This window comes from Bacillus pumilus (assembly GCF_900186955.1).
Lineage (GTDB): Bacteria > Bacillota > Bacilli > Bacillales > Bacillaceae > Bacillus > Bacillus pumilus.
This window is the reverse complement of sequence record NZ_LT906438.1, coordinates 2,487,089-2,505,329: the sequence shown is the minus strand read 5'-3', so window position 1 is coordinate 2,505,329 and position 18,241 is coordinate 2,487,089. Positions and strand designations below refer to the sequence as shown.

Here is an 18,241-nt window from a genome sequence, read left to right as displayed (position 1 = left end):
TTTACATTGTACAAGACTGAAACAGGTATATTATAATGATTCATACTAGTGACGGAGGTGTCAATCAACATGGCAGATGAAATCAAAAAGAATGTTCCGCTCCTTCCATTGCGAGGTTTGCTTGTTTATCCAACAATGGTCTTGCATTTGGACGTTGGACGCGAAAAGTCTGTTCAAGCATTAGAACAGGCGATGATGAACGATCATATGATTTTTCTAGCTACACAGCGGGAAATTTCAATAGATGAACCAGGTGAAGAGGAAATTTTCAAAGTCGGCACCTACACAAAAATTAAACAAATGCTGAAGCTGCCAAATGGAACGATTCGTGTACTCGTTGAAGGCCTAAATCGAGCGCAGATCGAATCATATGTCGAGCTGGAGGACTATACGTCCGTCGACATTAAAGAATTGACAGAAGAAGAATTAAAGGACGCAGAAGCAGAAGCCCTCATGCGTACATTGTTAGATCACTTTGATCAATACATAAAAATTTCAAAAAAAATCTCAGCTGAAACATATGCAACAGTGACGGACATTGAAGAACCGGGGAGAATGGCAGATATCGTTGCTTCTCACCTGCCGCTTAAATTAAAGGACAAACAAGAAGTACTGGAAACAGTAGATGTCAAAAAACGGCTGAACCGGGTCATCAGCTTAATTCACAATGAAAAAGAAGTGCTCGAGATTGAAAAGAAAATTGGGCAGCGCGTGAAACGTTCAATGGAACGAACGCAAAAAGAATATTATTTACGTGAACAAATGAAAGCCATTCAAAAAGAGCTTGGAGACAAAGAAGGGAAAACGGGCGAAGTCAGTTCTTTAATGTCTAAAATCGAAGAGTCGAGCATGCCGGATTCTGTTCGTGAAACGGCGCTAAAAGAATTGAATCGTTATGAAAAAATTCCTTCAAGCTCTGCTGAGAGCTCTGTGATTCGAAATTATATTGATTGGCTGATCGGCCTCCCGTGGGGCATCTATACAGAAGATCGTCTCGATTTAAAGCTTGCAAGTGAAATTTTAGATGATGAGCATCACGGGCTGGAAAAGGTCAAAGAACGGGTGCTTGAATATCTTGCTGTACAGAAGCTGACCAATTCATTAAAAGGACCGATTCTTTGCTTAGCAGGACCTCCTGGCGTAGGGAAAACGTCACTTGCCAAATCGATTGCCAAATCACTTGACCGAAAGTTTATCCGTATCTCCCTTGGCGGTGTGCGTGATGAATCCGAGATTCGTGGACATAGAAGAACGTATGTAGGTGCGATGCCAGGCCGTATCATTCGCGGAATGAGCAAGGCAGGAACGATGAATCCGGTCTTCCTTTTAGATGAAATTGATAAAATGTCCTCTGATTTTAGAGGCGATCCATCTTCTGCGATGCTCGAAGTCTTAGACCCAGAGCAAAATCATAACTTTAGCGATCACTATATTGAAGAAACATTTGATTTGTCTCAGGTGTTATTTATTGCCACTGCCAACAATTTAGCAACCATTCCAGGTCCACTTCGTGATAGAATGGAGATTATCACGATTGCAGGGTATACAGAGGTTGAAAAAGCAGAAATTGTGAAAGATCATCTTCTGCCGAAGCAGCTAAAGGAGCACGGATTAAAGAAAGGGAACTTGCAGCTTCGTGAAGCAGCGATTTATGATACGATTCGCTATTACACAAGAGAAGCGGGTGTTCGTGGATTAGAGCGTCAGCTTGCGGCGATATGCCGTAAAGCGGCAAGAGCGATTGTGGCTGAAGACCGCAAACGCATCACGGTGACAGAAAAGAACTTATCTGAATTTCTCGGAAAAAGACTTTACCGTTATGGTCAGGCTGAAACGACAGACCAAGTGGGAGTTGTCACAGGACTTGCGTATACCACTGTTGGCGGAGACACCTTGTCAATTGAGGTATCACTTTCTCCGGGTAAAGGCAAGCTGTTGTTAACAGGTAAGCTTGGTGATGTTATGAGAGAATCTGCACAGGCGGCATTCAGTTATATTCGTTCGAAAGCAGATGAACTGAACATTGATCCTAATTTTAATGAAAAGCATGATATTCATATCCATGTTCCAGAGGGTGCGGTTCCAAAGGACGGGCCATCAGCTGGTATCACCATTGCGACGGCTCTTGTATCAGCCCTCACAGGACGACCTGTGTCAAAAGAGGTTGGTATGACAGGAGAGATCACGTTAAGAGGAAGAGTGCTTCCAATTGGCGGACTAAAAGAAAAAGCATTAGGCGCACATCGTGCAGGACTGAAAACCATTATTCTTCCAAAGGACAATGAGAAGGATATTGATGATATTCCTGAAAGTGTGAGAGAAGGACTAACCTTTATTCCGGTCTCGCATTTAGATGAGGTGCTTGAGAAAGCGTTGGTAGGAGAGGGAAGATGAAAGTAACAAAATCAGATATCGTCATTAGTGCGGTAAAACCAGAGCAGTACCCAAGCGGGGGACTGCCTGAAATCGCTCTTGCTGGACGATCAAATGTTGGGAAGTCCTCGTTCATCAACTCATTGATTAATCGTAAAAATTTAGCGCGTACGTCTTCTAAACCAGGTAAGACTCAAACGCTTAATTTCTACATTATTAATGATATGCTCCATTTTGTGGACGTTCCAGGTTACGGCTTTGCTAAAGTATCAAAGACAGAGCGTGAAGCCTGGGGTAGAATGATCGAAACGTATATTACAATGCGTGAAGAATTAAAAGCAGTTGTCCAAATTGTGGACCTGCGTCATAAGCCATCAGTAGATGATGTGAACATGTATGAATTCCTGAAATATTACGGCGTTCCCGTGATCGTCATCGCAACAAAGGCGGACAAAATTCCAAAAGGCAAATGGGAAAAACATGCGAAAGTCGTCAAACAGACACTCGACATTGCCCCATCAGATGAACTAGTCCTATTCTCTTCTGAAACAAAAAAGGGAAAAGACGAAGCCTGGAATGCCATCCTTGCGAAGATTAATAACTAAAAAAAGGCATCTGTCATGAGCAGATGCCTTTTTATTGTATAAGTTATTTCCTTTTTAAAAATAATAAGAGGAGACTGACAGCAATCAGTACATAAGGCCAGTACAATTCAAAACCGGAAGTAGGGATCGAAAGGGAACTTAGCTGTTTTGTAATTTGCTGAAAGAAATAAAGGAACAGACCGAGTGCAATGAGAATAACACTTTCAATACGATATTCTTTTTTCTGAGATGATTTCACAAAAAGAGCAAGTCCAACGATGAATACGATCATCGTAAATGTGTCTGGCCAGTAGTCCAATTTTGGCTGAAGAATAAAGTGTAGCGAAAGGCCCGTCATGAGCATACCGATAAACACATGAGCGCTTTCTTGCTCCTTCTTTCCTTGATATAAGAAAGCAAGGCCAAAAAGCAGTACGAGTGTATACCATTTCTCTTGATCCTTCCAAATGTCAAATTGACCTCCTGAGAGAATGGCATATAGCGCTACAGCCAGCAAAGTGAGCGGTAGCAAAATGGATTTCTTCTTCAAAGATGTCACCTTCTTTTAAGCAGATCATTTGTCCGCACGCGCCAAATCTGGTAAATTGCTTGAAGTGATGATATGGCATAATGGGTGTCGAACATTTTTCTACTATATCACAACATTTTTGAAATCTGTTCACAATTTTCATCCAGTTAAAAATGAATATATGTTATAATCACTATAAATAATAAATTCTATATTGTAATTATTATAAATTAGACAGGGCGTTGGGGGTGCAAGCTGAAGTTATGCATATTCTTGTTGTGGGTTTAGATTATAAAACAGCCCCTGTTGAGATACGGGAACAGCTGAGCTTTGAACCGAGCGAGCTCGGAACAGCGATGTCCAAGCTTAAAGAAGAAAAAAGCATTCTAGAGAATATCGTCATCTCAACATGTAATCGAACAGAGATCTACGCAGTGGTAGATCAGCTTCATACTGGACGGTTTTATATAAAAAGATTTTTAGCTGATTGGTTCGGTTTAGAAAAGGAAGATGTCTCGCCGTATTTGAAGTTCTATGAAAATGATGGAGCGGTCGAGCATTTATTCCGTGTGGCCTGTGGACTTGATTCCATGGTGATTGGCGAAACACAAATACTTGGTCAAGTGCGCTCTAGCTTTAAAGTAGCTCAAGAGGAGAAGACCATTGGTACCGTTTTCAATTATTTATTCAAACAGGCGGTCACCGTTGCAAAACGCTCTCATGCGGAAACAGACATTGCGTCTAATGCCGTGTCTGTCAGCTATGCAGCTGTCGAGCTTGCGAAAAAAATCTTTGGACGTCTTTCTGATAAACATGTCCTGATTCTTGGTGCGGGTAAAATGGGCGAACTAGCGGCTCAAAACCTTCAAGGTCAAGGGATTGGTCAAGTAACGGTTATCAATCGAACGTATGAGAAAGCAAAAGAATTGGCGGGCCGTTTTTCAGGAGAGCCTAAAAGCTTAAACCAATTGGAAAAAACATTATCCGAAGCGGACATTTTAATTAGTTCCACTGGTGCGAAACAATTTGTCATTACAAAAGAAATGGTCGAAAGTGCGAATAAAAAGCGGAAGGGCAGACCTCTATTTATGGTGGATATTGCTGTCCCTCGTGATTTAGATCCAGCCATTTCTGAAGTAGAAGGTGCTTTTTTGTATGACATTGATGATCTTGAGGGCATCGTGGCAGCTAACTTAAAAGAACGCCGTGCGGTGGCTGAGCAGGTTGAGCTCCTCATTGAAGCAGAAATTGTGGAATTTAAGCAATGGCTGAATACGCTTGGTGTGGTTCCTGTCATTTCTGCACTTAGAGAAAAGGCGCTGACGATTCAAGCGGATACGATGCAGAGTATTGAGCGAAAGCTTCCGAATCTCACACACCGTGAAATGAAGCTATTAAATAAACATACGAAAAGCATTATCAATCAAATGCTGAAAGATCCTATCTTAAAGGCAAAAGAAATTGCCGCGGAGCCGAATGCAGAAGAAAAACTTTTACTGTTCAAAGAAATCTTTGATTTACAGGTTGAAGATGAAGAGCAAAAGGTGGAGCCGATGCAGGTGGAGCAAGGGTCATTTCAGCTGTTTAAACCAAATATGGCACAAGGCTTTGCTACAGTTGCCAGTGAGTGATTAAGCGATGATGGAATCCATTGTAGCGAGACTAGGCGAAGCGACGACCTTGATCTATGCACTAAGTGTCTTGTTCTATTTCATAGATTTTCTTCAACACAACCGGAAGGCTGGAAAAATGGCTTTCTGGTTGCTTTCTATTGTCTGGCTGCTGCAAACAGTCTACATGTTCTATATTATGATGGAAACAGACCGATTCCCTGTGTTGAATGTAGCAGAGGGGTTATATTTTTATACGTGGGTGCTTGTGACACTTTCACTTGTTCTCACAAAAATATTGCGTGTTGAATTTATCGTCTTTTTTACAAATGTCATCGGTTTTTCCTTGATGGCGATTCACACCTTTACACCATCTGATCTCCACTCAGCAGAACTAACTGGGAAGCTGACGAGTGAATTGCTTGTGATTCATATTACGATGGCGATTTTATCATACGGTGCCTTTTCACTTTCATTTGCTTTCTCTCTACTCTATCTCTTTCAATATCGTTTGCTGAAAAAGAAAAAATGGGGAAAATGGCTTCTGAGAATTGAAGATTTATCGAAGCTTGATCATATGGCATACGTATTAAACATTATTGGCGTGCCGATGCTCTTACTTAGTTTGATTCTTGGCATCATTTGGGCATATATTTCGTATGATACGTTGTACTGGACAGATACAAAGGTGCTTGGTTCGTTTATTATGCTGTTTTTATATGGTGTTTACTTATATATCAGATTGGTGAAAAATATGCAGGGCAAAGTCGTGGCACTGTGGAATGTCGGTTCATTCTTTGTGCTGATGATCAATTATTTTCTGCTTGGTAGCTTATCAACCTTTCATTGGTTTCAATAAATAATGATGAGTCTTAAGGGCATTGTCGGGAGGAAGACGAATTGCGTACAATTAAAGTAGGTTCTAGAAGAAGTAAGCTTGCAATTACACAAACAAAATGGGTCATTCAAAAGCTGTCTGAACTAAACCCTTCTTATTCTTTTGAAATAAAAGAGATTGTGACAAAGGGTGATCAAATTTTAGATGTGACCTTATCAAAGGTTGGCGGAAAAGGACTGTTTGTCAAAGAAATTGAACAGGCGATGCTGAATCACGACATCGATATGGCAGTTCACAGTATGAAGGATATGCCGGCTGCTCTTCCTGAAGGATTAGTCATTGGCTGTATTCCTGAGCGTGAAGATGTAAGGGACGCTCTGATTTCGAAGGATCATCTGCGTCTTCATGAGCTGCCGAAGGGTGCTATTGTGGGAACGAGCAGCTTACGGCGCAGTGCCCAGCTTCTTCAGGAAAGACCAGATCTGAACATTAAATGGATTAGAGGAAACATTGATACACGATTGGAAAAGCTGAAAAATGAAGAATATGATGCCATTATTCTAGCGGCTGCCGGTCTGTCCAGAATGGGATGGAGCAAAGAGGTCGTGTCTGAATTTTTATCTCCTGAGACTTGCCTGCCCGCAGTTGGTCAAGGCGCTTTGTCAATTGAGTGCCGCGGAGATGATGAAGAGCTATTGCAGCTTCTCGCTCAATTTACGAATGAATACACAAAGAAAACGGTTCTCGCTGAACGAGCCTTCCTCAAACAAATGGATGGCAGCTGTCAGGTGCCGATCGCTGGCTATGCAACGATAAATGAGCGCGATGAAATTGAACTGACGGGTCTTGTGGCATCTGCTGACGGACACACGATTATTCGAGAAACTGTATCAGGCTCTGACCCTGAGGCAATTGGAACAGCATGTGCGAAGCAGATGGCTGATAAGGGAGCAAAGGATTTAATCGACAAGGTGAAAAAGGATCTGTCCTCCCAATGACCATAGGCCAATCGCTTCACGGACAGACGGTGCTTGTCACTCGAAATGAACGTCAAGCGGGTGTGTTTCAGCAGAAGATTGAAGAGCTGAACGGCCATGCTGTTTTAACCTCTCTTATTCGGTTTGAGCCTACGCTCACAAATGAAAAAGCGCAGGCCTTTTTAAAGGACTTAGAAAATAGCCAATGGCTTGTTTTCACGAGTGTAAATGGGGCGTCTTTTTTTCTGAGCTACATAGAAGACCATCATTTACATAAGAGTTTATCCCATTTGAAAGTGGCTGCGGTAGGTGAGAAAACCTCTGCCTATCTTGAGCAGCACGGCTTGAAGGTGGATGTCGTACCAGAACGATTCATAGCGGAAGAGCTCGCAGATGCGCTGCTTGACCATGTGCGTCCGGGAGAGCGTGTGTTTGTAGCAAAAGGACACCTGTCTCGAGATGTCGTGAAGAAAACGCTTGTTCCACTTGGCATAGAAGTAAAGGAATGGATTTTATATGAAACGGTCAAGGATGAGGAAGGAATTGCCGCTCTCAAAACGGCAATGACGAAGCAATCATTTGATTTTATTACATTTACGAGCTCATCCACTGTCCATTCATTTATGCATGCCATGGAGGCAGATGCAGCGAAGCTAGCTGCTTCTGACACCTGTTTTGTGACGATCGGTCCTCTGACAAAAGAGGCGCTGCTTCAATACGGGATTTCTTCTGAAACCCCAGATACTTATACGATAGACGGAATGCTTGAATTGATGTGCCGTTTATCTGAAAGGAAGTTGAACCAATGATGAAATTTAACAGACACCGCAGACTGCGGACAAGTGCAGGAATGAGAGAATTAGTCAGAGAAACCTTTTTAAGACCATCTGATTTCATTTATCCGATCTTTTTTGTAGAGGGAGAAAATGTCCGAAAAGAAGTCTCTTCAATGCCGGGTGTTTATCACATTTCAGTGGACCTTGTAAAAGAAGAAGTCCAAGAGCTTGTCGACCTAGGCATCAAATCAATTATTGTATTTGGTGTTCCAGATCATAAAGACCATGTGGGCAGTGAAGCGTATCACGACCATGGCATTGTGCAAAGAGCGACGCTTGAGATCAAAAAGCATTTCCCAGAGCTCGTGGTCATTGCAGACACTTGCTTATGCCAATATACAGATCACGGACACTGCGGAATCGTTGAAGATGGAGAAGTTTTAAATGATGAATCTCTTCAGCTATTAGCGAAAACTGCTGTTAGCCAAGCGCGCGCAGGTGCAGATATCATTGCTCCTTCCAATATGATGGATGGATTTGTTATTGCCATTCGTGAGGCGCTTGATGAAGCTGGCTTTATTCATGTACCTGTCATGTCATATGCTGTGAAATATGCAAGTGCGTTTTACGGTCCGTTTCGTGACGCGGCGCATAGCACACCGCAGTTTGGAGATCGTAAAACATACCAAATGGACCCTGCAAACCGTTTAGAGGCACTAAGAGAAGCGCAATCTGACGTAGAAGAGGGAGCTGACTTCCTCATTGTGAAACCATCTCTTTCTTATTTAGACATTATGCGTGATGTGAAAAATGAATTTACACTCCCTATTGTTGCTTACAATGTGAGCGGAGAATATGCAATGGTCAAAGCCGCTGCTCAAAATGGGTGGATTTCTGAAAAAGAGCTTGTTCTTGAAATGCTGACAAGCATGAAACGTGCAGGAGCAGAACTCATCATTACGTATCATGCAAAAGATGCAGCAAAATGGCTCTCAGAATAAAGAACGGATAGACAGGAGGACGTTGAAATGGGACGTAGCTATGAAAAATCAAAGCAAGCATTTGAAGAAGCGCAGCATTTAATGCCTGGTGGTGTCAACAGCCCTGTACGTGCATTTAAATCAGTGAACACAGATCCGATTTTTATGGAACGAGGCAAAGGCGCCAAAATCTATGATATTGATGGAAATGAATACATCGATTATGTCTTATCATGGGGACCGCTTATTTTAGGGCATACGAATGACCGTGTGGTTGAAAGCATTCAGCGAGTGGCAGAAAAGGGGACAAGCTTTGGTGCTTCGACATTAGTTGAAAATGAATTAGCTAAGCTTGTATCAGAGCGGGTTCCTTCTATCGAAGTCATTCGTATGGTCAGCTCTGGTACAGAGGCAACCATGAGTGCACTTCGTCTGGCTCGAGGCTTTACAGGCAGAAATAAAATTGTGAAATTTGAAGGCTGCTATCATGGCCACGGTGATTCTTTGCTCATTAAAGCAGGTTCAGGTGTCGCAACGCTAGGGCTTCCAGATAGCCCAGGGGTACCTGAAGGAACTGCAAGCAACACGATCACAGTGCCGTACAATGATTTAGAAAGCATTCAAGTTGCTTTTCAGGAATTTGGAGACGATATTGCAGGTGTCATTGTCGAGCCGGTTGCAGGAAATATGGGGGTTGTCCCTCCGCAAGACGGTTTCTTACAAGGGCTGAGAGACATCACAGAGCAATACGGAGCTTTACTCATTTTTGATGAGGTCATGACCGGCTTCCGTGTGGATTATCACTGCGCGCAAGGCTACTTTGGCATCACACCTGATCTGACGTGTCTTGGTAAAGTGATCGGAGGCGGTCTTCCGGTCGGCGCTTATGGCGGAAGAGCGGATATTATGAGACAAATTGCGCCAAGCGGTCCAATTTATCAAGCAGGAACGTTATCTGGTAACCCACTTGCGATGACAGCAGGCTTAGAAACCTTAAAACAGCTGACACCTGAGTCTTATGAAGAGTTTAGACGAAAAGGAGACCGGCTGGAAGAAGGCATTTCAAATGCGGCGAAAGCACATGGAATTCCATTAACGTTTAACCGTGCGGGTTCGATGATTGGATTCTTCTTTACAAATGAAGAAGTGGTCAATTATGACAAAGCCAAAACAGCTGATCTCGCTTTATTTGCTGAATTTTACAAGGAAATGGCCGACCACGGCATCTTCCTTCCCCCTTCTCAATTCGAAGGACTATTCCTGTCAACAGCTCACACAGATGAAGACATCGAATATACGATTGAGACAGTGGAAAAAGTATTTCAAAAACTACGTCGATAAACGAAAGCCGATATGGAAACATATCGGCTTTTGATCATGACACAAGGCTTGCTTTCAGCCTTGTGTTCTTCCTTTCAGCGTGAATTGAAAACCTTTGAAGTCTAGGAAGGTCGAGCACAGGAGCGGAGCGAATTGATATTCGTGAGCACCTGCGCGCAGGACTGACAACGAATGCGAGGGTTTGTCTACACGCTGCGCCGATATGGAGACATATCGGTTTTTTTGTGTTGCTGAAAACCAATCATATTTTCACTGCCTCTCACATACATCTGTATTGACATCTAATTTTATTTTGAAGGATTAGATGAAAGGAGGACACCGACTTGTCTCAAAACAATCGATTACAGTTTTCAGTAGAAGAATCCATCTATTTCAAAAGCGGACAGGAAGTCAGTGAGCTGCTGTCTATTTCTCTCGATCCTGACATTCTCGTTCAAGAAGTGAATGATTATGTTTCGATTAGAGGTTCACTCGAGCTAACAGGAGAATACAACATAAATCAAGAGGAGCTATTGGGTGAATTGAGTTCCTATGCATCATACAGAGAAGCTGATGAGGTGAAGGTCAGAGAAGACGGGACGGCGGAGCTTCTGCATCAATTCCCAGTCGATATCACGATTCCTAAAAACAAAATCAGTCATTTAAATGATGTGTTTGTGTTTATTGATGCGTTTGATTACCAGCTGACAGAAAATCGTTTGCTGACCATTCAAGCTGATCTGGCGATTGAGGGTCTATTAGACGAGGAAATGCCCCAAGTGCCTGTAGAGGAGCCATATGAATTTGTTCATCGTTCTGAAGAAGAATATGGCGACGTGACCTACGATTATCAGCTGCAGCCAGAAGATGAAGAGCAAGAAGAGCTACAAGACTATGAACGTGAGATTGATGAGGATCAGGCTGTATTACAGCATGACACGCGCGCCGAAGAAGAAAAGCAGGAAGAAGAAATTGAGATAGAGCTGGTGAGTAGGGAAGAAGAAACCGAAGAACTGGAAGAATCGGAGAGCCAAGAAGAAGTGGCGCTTGGTTATCGCTCCTTACCAGAAGCTCAGGTGCAAGAACCGCCATTTTTTGAACCGCCTAAGCTCTTAGAAGAAGAGAAAAGGGAGGATACATTCTTTGAGGTGGAAGTGAGAAAAGATCCCGAAGCAGCTGAAGAGCTGGAAGAAACGGTTCAGCCGTATCCAGTATTTGAATCACCGGCTTATCACGTGGAAGAGGAGCAAGAGGCGCAGGATGACACGTACCAGCTCGGACGGTTATATGAACGAGAAGCGCCAAAAGTATATGAGTCAGCTCAAGAAGAAGAGGAGTTTGAAGAAGATGTGAGAGAAACGTCTGGCAGTGAAAACTCTCTTTATTTAACAAAGCTGTTTGCTAAGCAGGAGGAGGAAGATTTTTCTCGCATGAAAATATGTATAGTTCAGCAAGAAGATACGGTCGATCGTATTTGTGAGCGATATCAGTTGAATGTGCAGCAGCTTCTTCGCACAAACTCATTATCAGTGGATGCGGAGCTTGAAGAAGGGCAGATTCTTTATATTCCTGAATATCAAAAAAGCAATGCCTAACAAGAGATGACCGATCGAGAAAATGTGGTGAGTGAACGTGGATGAGATCCAATCTGTCCTATACGAATACGGGCTTGAGGCGGAATACGTTGAACCTGTCAGTCCTGCTGTCGTCAAAGTATATACAAAGCAGGGCGTATTTGCCTTAAAGCGAGTAAAAGCCAGTCGACATATGCAGTTTACAGAGCAAATGCTTGAACTAGAATCAAAGGGCTATCGCTCTTTTGTGCCGATTTATCGGACGAAGAGCGGTTCTTTTTTCTCAAGTCATCGTGAAAGCCAGTACGCATATTATCTCATGCCTTGGCTGACGAATGAAAAGAGAGAAGAGCAGGACGATAAACATGAATATTTATTTCAAGAGATTGCAAGACTTCATAAGCGGACTGAAGTGATGATGGATATCACAGAGCAAGAGATCGAAGCGCACTACACACAAATCAAGACCAAATGGGAAACAGAGAAAGACATGTATGAACGATTCATAGAGCGGGCAGAGCAAACTTGGTATATGTCGCCATTTGAACTGGCTGCTGCGATGTATTTTTCAGAGGCGATGTCTGCCAGCGAATTTGCCCTCGAACGACTAGAAGACTGGCATGAAGAAATGAAAGATAAAGAAACAACACGTGTTGTGTTAAATCATGGGCAGCTGTCGATTCATCACTTTTTGTATAATGATGTGGGTACAGGACATTTCACCAATTTTGAGCGGTCTAAAAAAGCCGCCCCCATTTATGACCTTCTGACCTTTTACTATCGGACATTCAAAACCTATCCCACGTCTTGTCCTGAATGCACTTCCTTGTTTTATACGTACCAAAAAGGAAATCCTCTTCGGGAGGAAGAGCTTCATTTGTTTCTTAGTTACCTTGCTTATCCGCAAGGTCTGTTTGATACAGTTAAAACCTATGAAGCAGGCGGGCAGGATGAGATGGAAAGCTGTCAACAGCTGTTAAGAGCGTATTGGCAGATGAAAAATTCAGAGCCGACCGTCATGAAGATTCACGAGATTGAGCAGGCTAGACGGCTTGAAGAAGAACAAAGTGCCTCGTCATCAGCGGAATGACGAGGTTATTTTGTGTGTACATAAGCGCGAGTGTTTAAAACCAATCAAGGTGAAAGGCGCAGGCGAGAAAAATGAGAATACCTAGGATGAGGACGTCAAATGTTGTGGGGAAAATGATCGTACGAAACCCTTGAAATATCGCAATCGGGAGAACGACTTGGGAGGCCACTGCCCGAATTTGTCTCAGCCAGGGGGGAAGTGTGTAAGGATTGATCTTTTTCAAAGCAAACGCCCTCCTTCTTCATTTTGTTATTATCATATGGGCAAAGAGGAAAAGGGTGCTTGCCCAATTTGTATAAAGAAGAAGAAAAGCGGAAAAGATGATTGACGAAAACAAAAGGCATTTAGTAATATAAATAAAAGATGAGTATGTGCTGATGAACGTGATATATCGTAAGCGTGGATCAGGAAGAGTACAAGCAAGACCCTAAAGAGAGGGAGACCATGAGCTGAAAGGTTTCCTAGGATGCACTTGTTTGGAAGGTCGCCTGTGAGCTTAATTTCTTGAATGAACAAGTAGAGAAATTCGGGAGAACCCCGTTATCCTTTAGAGTGTATGGGACACGTCTATGTGTTCCATGAAAAAAGGTGGTACCGCGAAAAAGCTTTTTCGTCCTTTTATAAGGATGAAAAGGCTTTTTTATGTTTCATCAGCCGAAAAAATGTGGAGGTTACATAAATGGAAACAAATAATCAAGAAATGCCAACAAAGTACGACCCAAATGCGATTGAAAAAGACCGCTATACGTACTGGCTTGAAGGAAAATTCTTTGAAGCACAAAATGACAAAACGAAAGATCCATATACAGTCGTCATTCCTCCACCAAACGTGACAGGAAAACTGCACCTTGGGCATGCGTGGGATTCTACACTTCAAGACATCGTGACACGTATGAAGCGGATGCAGGGCTATGACGTTCTATGGCTTCCAGGAATGGATCATGCCGGTATTGCGACCCAAGCAAAGGTTGAGGCAAAGCTTCGCGAAGAAGGCGTAAGCCGTTATGACCTTGGCCGGGAGAAATTTGTGGAAGGAACGTGGAAATGGAAAGAAGAATATGCGGACTTTATTCGCAGTCAGTGGGCGAAAATGGGGCTTGGTCTTGATTACTCACGTGAACGTTTTACATTAGATGAAGGTCTGAATAAAGCGGTACGCCAAGTGTTTGTTCAATTGTATGAAAAAGGGCTGATCTATCGCGGAGAGTACATCATTAACTGGGATCCAGCGACGAAAACGGCACTTTCTGATATTGAAGTCATTTATAAAGATGTTCAAGGCGCGTTTTATCACTTAAGATACCCACTTTCAGATGGCACGGGTTCAATTGAAATTGCGACGACAAGACCTGAAACAATGCTCGGAGATACAGCCGTTGCCGTGCATCCTGATGACGAACGTTATCAGCATTTAATTGGAAAAACAGTGGTCTTGCCAATTACAGGACGCGAGATTCCAATCGTTGCTGATGACTATGTCGATATAGAGTTTGGCTCAGGAGCTGTGAAAATTACACCTGCTCATGACCCGAATGACTTTGAGCTTGGAAACCGCCATGACCTAGAGCGTATTCTTGTCATGAATGAAGATGGCACAATGAATGCAAATGCACTGCAATACAAAGGAATGGACCGCTTTGAATGCCGTAAACAGCTTGTAAAAGACTTGCAAGAAGAGGGTATTTTGTTCAAAATTGAGGACCATATGCATTCAGTTGGTCATAGTGAGCGAAGCGGAGCTGTCGTTGAACCTTATTTATCTACTCAATGGTTTGTAAAAATGCAGCCGTTGGCAGACGAAGCCATTAACCTTCAAAATGGGGACGACCAAGTTCAATTTGTTCCAGACCGCTTTGAAAAGACGTATTTACACTGGATGGAAAATATCCGTGACTGGTGTATTTCTCGTCAGCTATGGTGGGGACACCGCATTCCAGCTTGGTATCATAAAGAAACGAAAGAAGTATACGTTGGACTGGAAGCACCAGAAGATATAGAAAACTGGGAACAGGATAACGATGTGCTTGATACATGGTTTAGTTCAGCGCTTTGGCCTTTCTCGACAATGGGCTGGCCGGATGCAGATAGTGAAGACTTCAAGCGCTACTATCCAACAAACCTGCTTGTTACAGGCTATGACATCATTTTCTTCTGGGTCTCTCGCATGATCTTCCAAGGTCTTGAATTCACAGGAGAAAAACCGTTTAAAGACGTTCTGATTCATGGGCTGATCCGTGACGAGCAAGGACGTAAAATGAGTAAGTCGCTAGGTAACGGAATTGATCCAATGGAGGTCATCGACAAGTACGGTGCAGATTCATTAAGATATTTCTTAGCAACTGGAAGCTCACCAGGTCAGGATCTTCGCTTTAGCTTTGAAAAGGTTGAATCCACTTGGAACTTTGCGAACAAAATTTGGAACGCATCACGTTTTGCTTTAATGAACATGGATGGCTTAACGTATGATGAGCTTGATTTAACAGGAGAAAAATCAGTTGCTGACCAATGGATTTTAACTCGCTTAAATGAAACGATTGAAAGTGTCACACAGCTAGCTGACAAGTATGAATTTGGTGAAGTGGGCAGACATTTATACAACTTCATTTGGGATGATTTCTGTGATTGGTATATTGAGATGGCGAAGCTTCCGCTTTATGGAGAAGATGAAGCAGCGAAGAAAACGACTCGTTCGATCCTTGCGTACGTATTAGATCAGACGATGAGACTTCTTCATCCGTTCATGCCATTCTTAACAGAAGAAATCTGGCAGCATCTTCCGCACGAAGGTGAATCGATTACTGTAGCGGCTTGGCCTGAGGTGAAGCCGGAGCTTTCAAACGAACAAGCGTCTGCTGATATGAAGCTGCTTGTGGAACTCATCCGTTCTGTTCGTAACATCCGCAGTGAAGTGAATACGCCAATGAGCAAACAGGTGGAGCTTTACATTAAAGCTTCTACATCTGATGTGCAGGAACGCTTAGAGAAAAACCGTTTATATATCGAGCGTTTTACGAACCCAAGTGTACTTGAAATTGGCACAGATGTCCCAGCTAGTGATAAAGCGATGACGGCTGTTATTTCTGGAGCAGAGCTCATTCTGCCGCTTGAAGGCTTAATCAACTTAGATGAGGAAATCGCTCGTCTGCAAAAAGAGCTTGATAAGTTGACAAAAGAAGTAGAGCGCGTCCAGAAAAAGCTTGGCAACGAAGGCTTTATGAAAAAAGCGCCTGAAAGTGTCGTAGAAGAAGAGCGTGCGAAAGAACGTGACTATGTCGCAAAACGCGAAGCTGTTCAAAAGCGTATTGAAGAGCTGAAAGCATAAGGTTGAAAAGACGGCTCCTAACAAAATGGAGTCGTCTTTTTTGAAAATTTCGGATGAAATGAGAGATGACATTGTTTACAACCTATCATGAAGCCATTGAGTGGATTCACAGTAGACTGGCCTTTGGTGTAAAACCGGGTCTTGAAAGAATGAAGTGGCTGATGAACAAACTAAGCCATCCGGAACAACGCATAAAAGTGGTACATGTTGCAGGTACAAATGGAAAAGGTTCAACGATTGCGTTTACTCGTTCCGTTTTACAGGCAGCAGGCTATTCAGTCGGCACCTTCACCTCCCCGTTTATTTTAACGTTCAATGAACGAATCAGCGTGAACGGAGCACCTATACAGGATGAAGAATGGCTGAGTTTGGTGAATAAAATCAAGCCTTTTGTTGATGAGTTAGATCAAACAGAGCTTGGCGCAGCAACAGAGTTTGAAATCATTACCGCATGTGCATTTGCTTATTTTGCCGATGTGCAGCAAGTAGACTTTGTCCTATTAGAGACAGGGCTTGGCGGAAGACTTGATTCAACAAATGTTGCCGTACCTATCTTAACAGCGATTACATCGATTGGTCATGATCATATGGCGATTCTAGGTGATACACTTGAACAAATTGCATCTGAAAAAGCGGGCATTATCAAAGAGGGTATTCCGATGATCACCGCAGTTCATCAACCGGAAGCACTTGCGGTCATTCAAAATATCGCAAAAGAGAAGAAGACGGAATGCATTTCATTACAGGATACTTGTACCTTCAGTCATCAGCAGCCAACAGAAACAGGAGAACGATTTACGTTAAGCACATCAAAAAGGCAGTATCCGCAGCTTGAAACAGGGTTAATCGGAACGCATCAACAGCAAAATGCTTCCCTTGCTGTTTTACTCATTGAATGGATGGAGCAAGAAGGCTATATTAGCGTGACAGAAGAGCAGGTATATGAAGGTATTCGGCATGCAGTTTGGGCTGGAAGATTTGAAAAAGTCAAAGACCATCCACCAGTTTATTTAGACGGCGCTCATAATGAAGAAGGAATCGACCGTTTAATTGAAACGGTACAAGCTCATTTTTCTAGTAAACAAGTGCATGTCTGTTTTAGTGCTTTAAAAGATAAGCCGTACAAGCAAATGATTCAAAAACTTGAAGCCATTAGTTCCTCTATCCATTTTGTTTCATTTGATTTTCCAAGAGCTGAATCAGCGGAAAAGCTTTATGCATGCAGTCAGTTAGAGGCAACATCGTATGATGATGACCCTCGTACAGTGCTTGAGTTCATTCAGAAAAAAAGTGATGATCCTTCAGCGGTGATCCTTGTGACAGGCTCTCTTTATTTTATTTCAGATTTACGAAATCGTATGATTGGATAACGAAAAGACGCAAATGGCTTTGATGCCTCCTGCGTCTTTTTCTTTTTATATGTAGAAGAGGGGAAAAATCATATTTTCACTAGATGCTTTGGTGGATAGGGTCATGGTAAAATCCGGTCTATCTTATTACCGGAAGGAGCACCACATATGATTGAGATTTTTCTGTTTCTTGCAGGCATCACGATGGGATCGTTCTTACATCTCACTGGCGAAAGGCTGCCAGTGAAGCGGTCTATTCTCTTCCCTCGCTCTCACTGCACAGCCTGTAAACAGCCGCTATCCCTGTATGAGATGATCCCGCTCGTTTCTTATGCTGTATGGAAGGGGTCTTGTAAACATTGCGGCATTCGGCTGTCTTGGCTCTATCCAACGATTGAAATGCTGTCAGGCGGTCTTTTTTTGTTCATTTATAGGATCGCTGGTGTTTCGTTTGAAAGTCTTTTCCTTGTGATTCTTTGTAGTTTATTCGTGATTGCTGTCGTGAGTGATCTTCTCTATATGAGGGTGCCGAACGAGCTGTTTCTCTTCTTTTTCCCTCTTTTCGTCATATACCGCACGTTGGAACCGCTTCTTATCTGGTGGGAAGGGGCGGCTTCTCTGATTTTTTGCATTCTTTTGTTTTCTAGTTTAGATTATTTTAAGCCGAATAGTCTGGGCGGAGCTGATATGAAGTTGTTCAGTGTGCTTGCGTTTTGCTTTGGCTTCAAGCCGTTCCTTCTCATGCTTTTTCTCTCATGTATCGCTGGAATGGTTTATGCAAAGGTCTTTTCCTTTCGAGTAAACGAGCCATTCCCTTTTGTTCCTTCGATCGCTATTTCTTTTTTGCTGTATCTCTGTGGTGCTCCTGTCTTGTTTCTATTTGGATAGTCGAAGGGGTGAAAAAATTGGCGAACACTTT

At 42.8% G+C, this 18,241-nt stretch carries 15 protein-coding genes and 1 other annotated feature; of the genes, 13 read left to right on the top strand and 2 right to left on the bottom strand.

Annotated elements, in window-relative coordinates; all coding sequences use genetic code 11:
• Window positions 1-69 precede the first annotated feature (69 nt).
• Together lon and yihA are read left to right on the top strand one after the other, a co-directional pair.
• Window positions 70-2,394 (top strand): endopeptidase La, encoded by a 2,325-nt coding sequence (lon, locus tag CKW02_RS12900; RefSeq protein ID WP_003216539.1) that lies wholly within the window; start codon window positions 70-72, stop codon window positions 2,392-2,394.
• Window positions 2,391-2,978, top strand: a complete 588-nt coding sequence (gene yihA / locus CKW02_RS12895) for a ribosome biogenesis GTP-binding protein YihA/YsxC (protein WP_003216344.1) — start codon at window positions 2,391-2,393, stop codon at window positions 2,976-2,978. The genes lon and yihA overlap by 4 nt, the downstream gene beginning before the upstream one ends.
• Window positions 2,979-3,021: 43 nt before the next feature.
• On the opposite strand, the gene CKW02_RS12890 is transcribed toward yihA, so the two are convergent.
• The gene (locus CKW02_RS12890) at window positions 3,022-3,507 is read right to left on the bottom strand and encodes a hypothetical protein (RefSeq protein ID WP_003216801.1); all 486 of its coding nucleotides are present in this window, start codon (window positions 3,505-3,507) and stop codon (window positions 3,022-3,024) included.
• A 242-nt stretch (window positions 3,508-3,749) separates the two neighbouring features.
• Between CKW02_RS12890 and hemA the strand changes: the two genes are divergently transcribed.
• The 8 genes from hemA to ysxE all read left to right on the top strand — a co-directional run bounded on the left by hemA (window position 3,750) and on the right by ysxE (window position 12,651).
• Complete coding sequence (gene hemA, locus CKW02_RS12885; RefSeq protein WP_003216303.1) at window positions 3,750-5,117, top strand: glutamyl-tRNA reductase; 1,368 nt, start codon at window positions 3,750-3,752, stop codon at window positions 5,115-5,117.
• A gap of 7 nt (window positions 5,118-5,124) precedes the next feature.
• Entirely contained in the window at window positions 5,125-5,955 is an 831-nt protein-coding gene (locus tag CKW02_RS12880) for a cytochrome c biogenesis protein (RefSeq protein WP_003216469.1), read from the top strand.
• A 41-nt stretch (window positions 5,956-5,996) separates the two neighbouring features.
• A complete protein-coding gene (hemC, locus tag CKW02_RS12875; protein ID WP_003216588.1) occupies window positions 5,997-6,932 on the top strand; it encodes a hydroxymethylbilane synthase in 936 nt (311 codons plus the stop codon).
• Window positions 6,929-7,720, top strand: a complete 792-nt coding sequence (locus CKW02_RS12870) for a uroporphyrinogen-III synthase (RefSeq protein WP_003216187.1) — start codon at window positions 6,929-6,931, stop codon at window positions 7,718-7,720. The genes hemC and CKW02_RS12870 overlap by 4 nt, the downstream gene beginning before the upstream one ends.
• The gene (gene hemB, locus CKW02_RS12865) at window positions 7,717-8,688 is read left to right on the top strand and encodes a porphobilinogen synthase (protein WP_003216644.1); all 972 of its coding nucleotides are present in this window, start codon (window positions 7,717-7,719) and stop codon (window positions 8,686-8,688) included. Before CKW02_RS12870 ends, hemB begins: the two co-directional genes overlap by 4 nt.
• 27 nt (window positions 8,689-8,715) lie before the next feature.
• Window positions 8,716-10,008 carry a glutamate-1-semialdehyde 2,1-aminomutase gene (gene hemL / locus CKW02_RS12860; protein ID WP_003216796.1) on the top strand — a complete coding sequence of 431 codons (1,293 nt, stop codon included), beginning with the start codon at window positions 8,716-8,718 and terminating at the stop codon, window positions 10,006-10,008.
• A 323-nt stretch (window positions 10,009-10,331) separates the two neighbouring features.
• A complete protein-coding gene (locus CKW02_RS12855; protein ID WP_003216314.1) occupies window positions 10,332-11,582 on the top strand; it encodes a LysM peptidoglycan-binding domain-containing protein in 1,251 nt (416 codons plus the stop codon).
• Between the two features lie 37 nt (window positions 11,583-11,619).
• A complete protein-coding gene (gene ysxE, locus CKW02_RS12850; RefSeq protein WP_003216429.1) occupies window positions 11,620-12,651 on the top strand; it encodes a spore coat protein YsxE in 1,032 nt (343 codons plus the stop codon).
• Window positions 12,652-12,685: 34 nt separating this feature from the next.
• On the opposite strand, the gene CKW02_RS12845 is transcribed toward ysxE, so the two are convergent.
• Window positions 12,686-12,874, bottom strand: a complete 189-nt coding sequence (locus tag CKW02_RS12845) for a hypothetical protein (protein ID WP_003216497.1) — start codon at window positions 12,872-12,874, stop codon at window positions 12,686-12,688.
• Between the two features lie 168 nt (window positions 12,875-13,042).
• Window positions 13,043-13,272, top strand: a binding site (T-box leader).
• Between the two features lie 58 nt (window positions 13,273-13,330).
• Between CKW02_RS12845 and CKW02_RS12840 the strand changes: the two genes are divergently transcribed.
• The 3 genes from CKW02_RS12840 to CKW02_RS12830 all read left to right on the top strand — a co-directional run bounded on the left by CKW02_RS12840 (window position 13,331) and on the right by CKW02_RS12830 (window position 18,210).
• Entirely contained in the window at window positions 13,331-15,973 is a 2,643-nt protein-coding gene (locus CKW02_RS12840) for a valine--tRNA ligase (protein ID WP_003216328.1), read from the top strand.
• A 65-nt stretch (window positions 15,974-16,038) separates the two neighbouring features.
• Entirely contained in the window at window positions 16,039-17,343 is a 1,305-nt protein-coding gene (locus CKW02_RS12835; protein WP_003216210.1) for a bifunctional folylpolyglutamate synthase/dihydrofolate synthase, read from the top strand.
• Between the two features lie 147 nt (window positions 17,344-17,490).
• Window positions 17,491-18,210 carry a prepilin peptidase gene (locus CKW02_RS12830; protein WP_003216484.1) on the top strand — a complete coding sequence of 240 codons (720 nt, stop codon included), beginning with the start codon at window positions 17,491-17,493 and terminating at the stop codon, window positions 18,208-18,210.
• The last annotated feature ends 31 nt before the right edge of the window (window positions 18,211-18,241 follow it).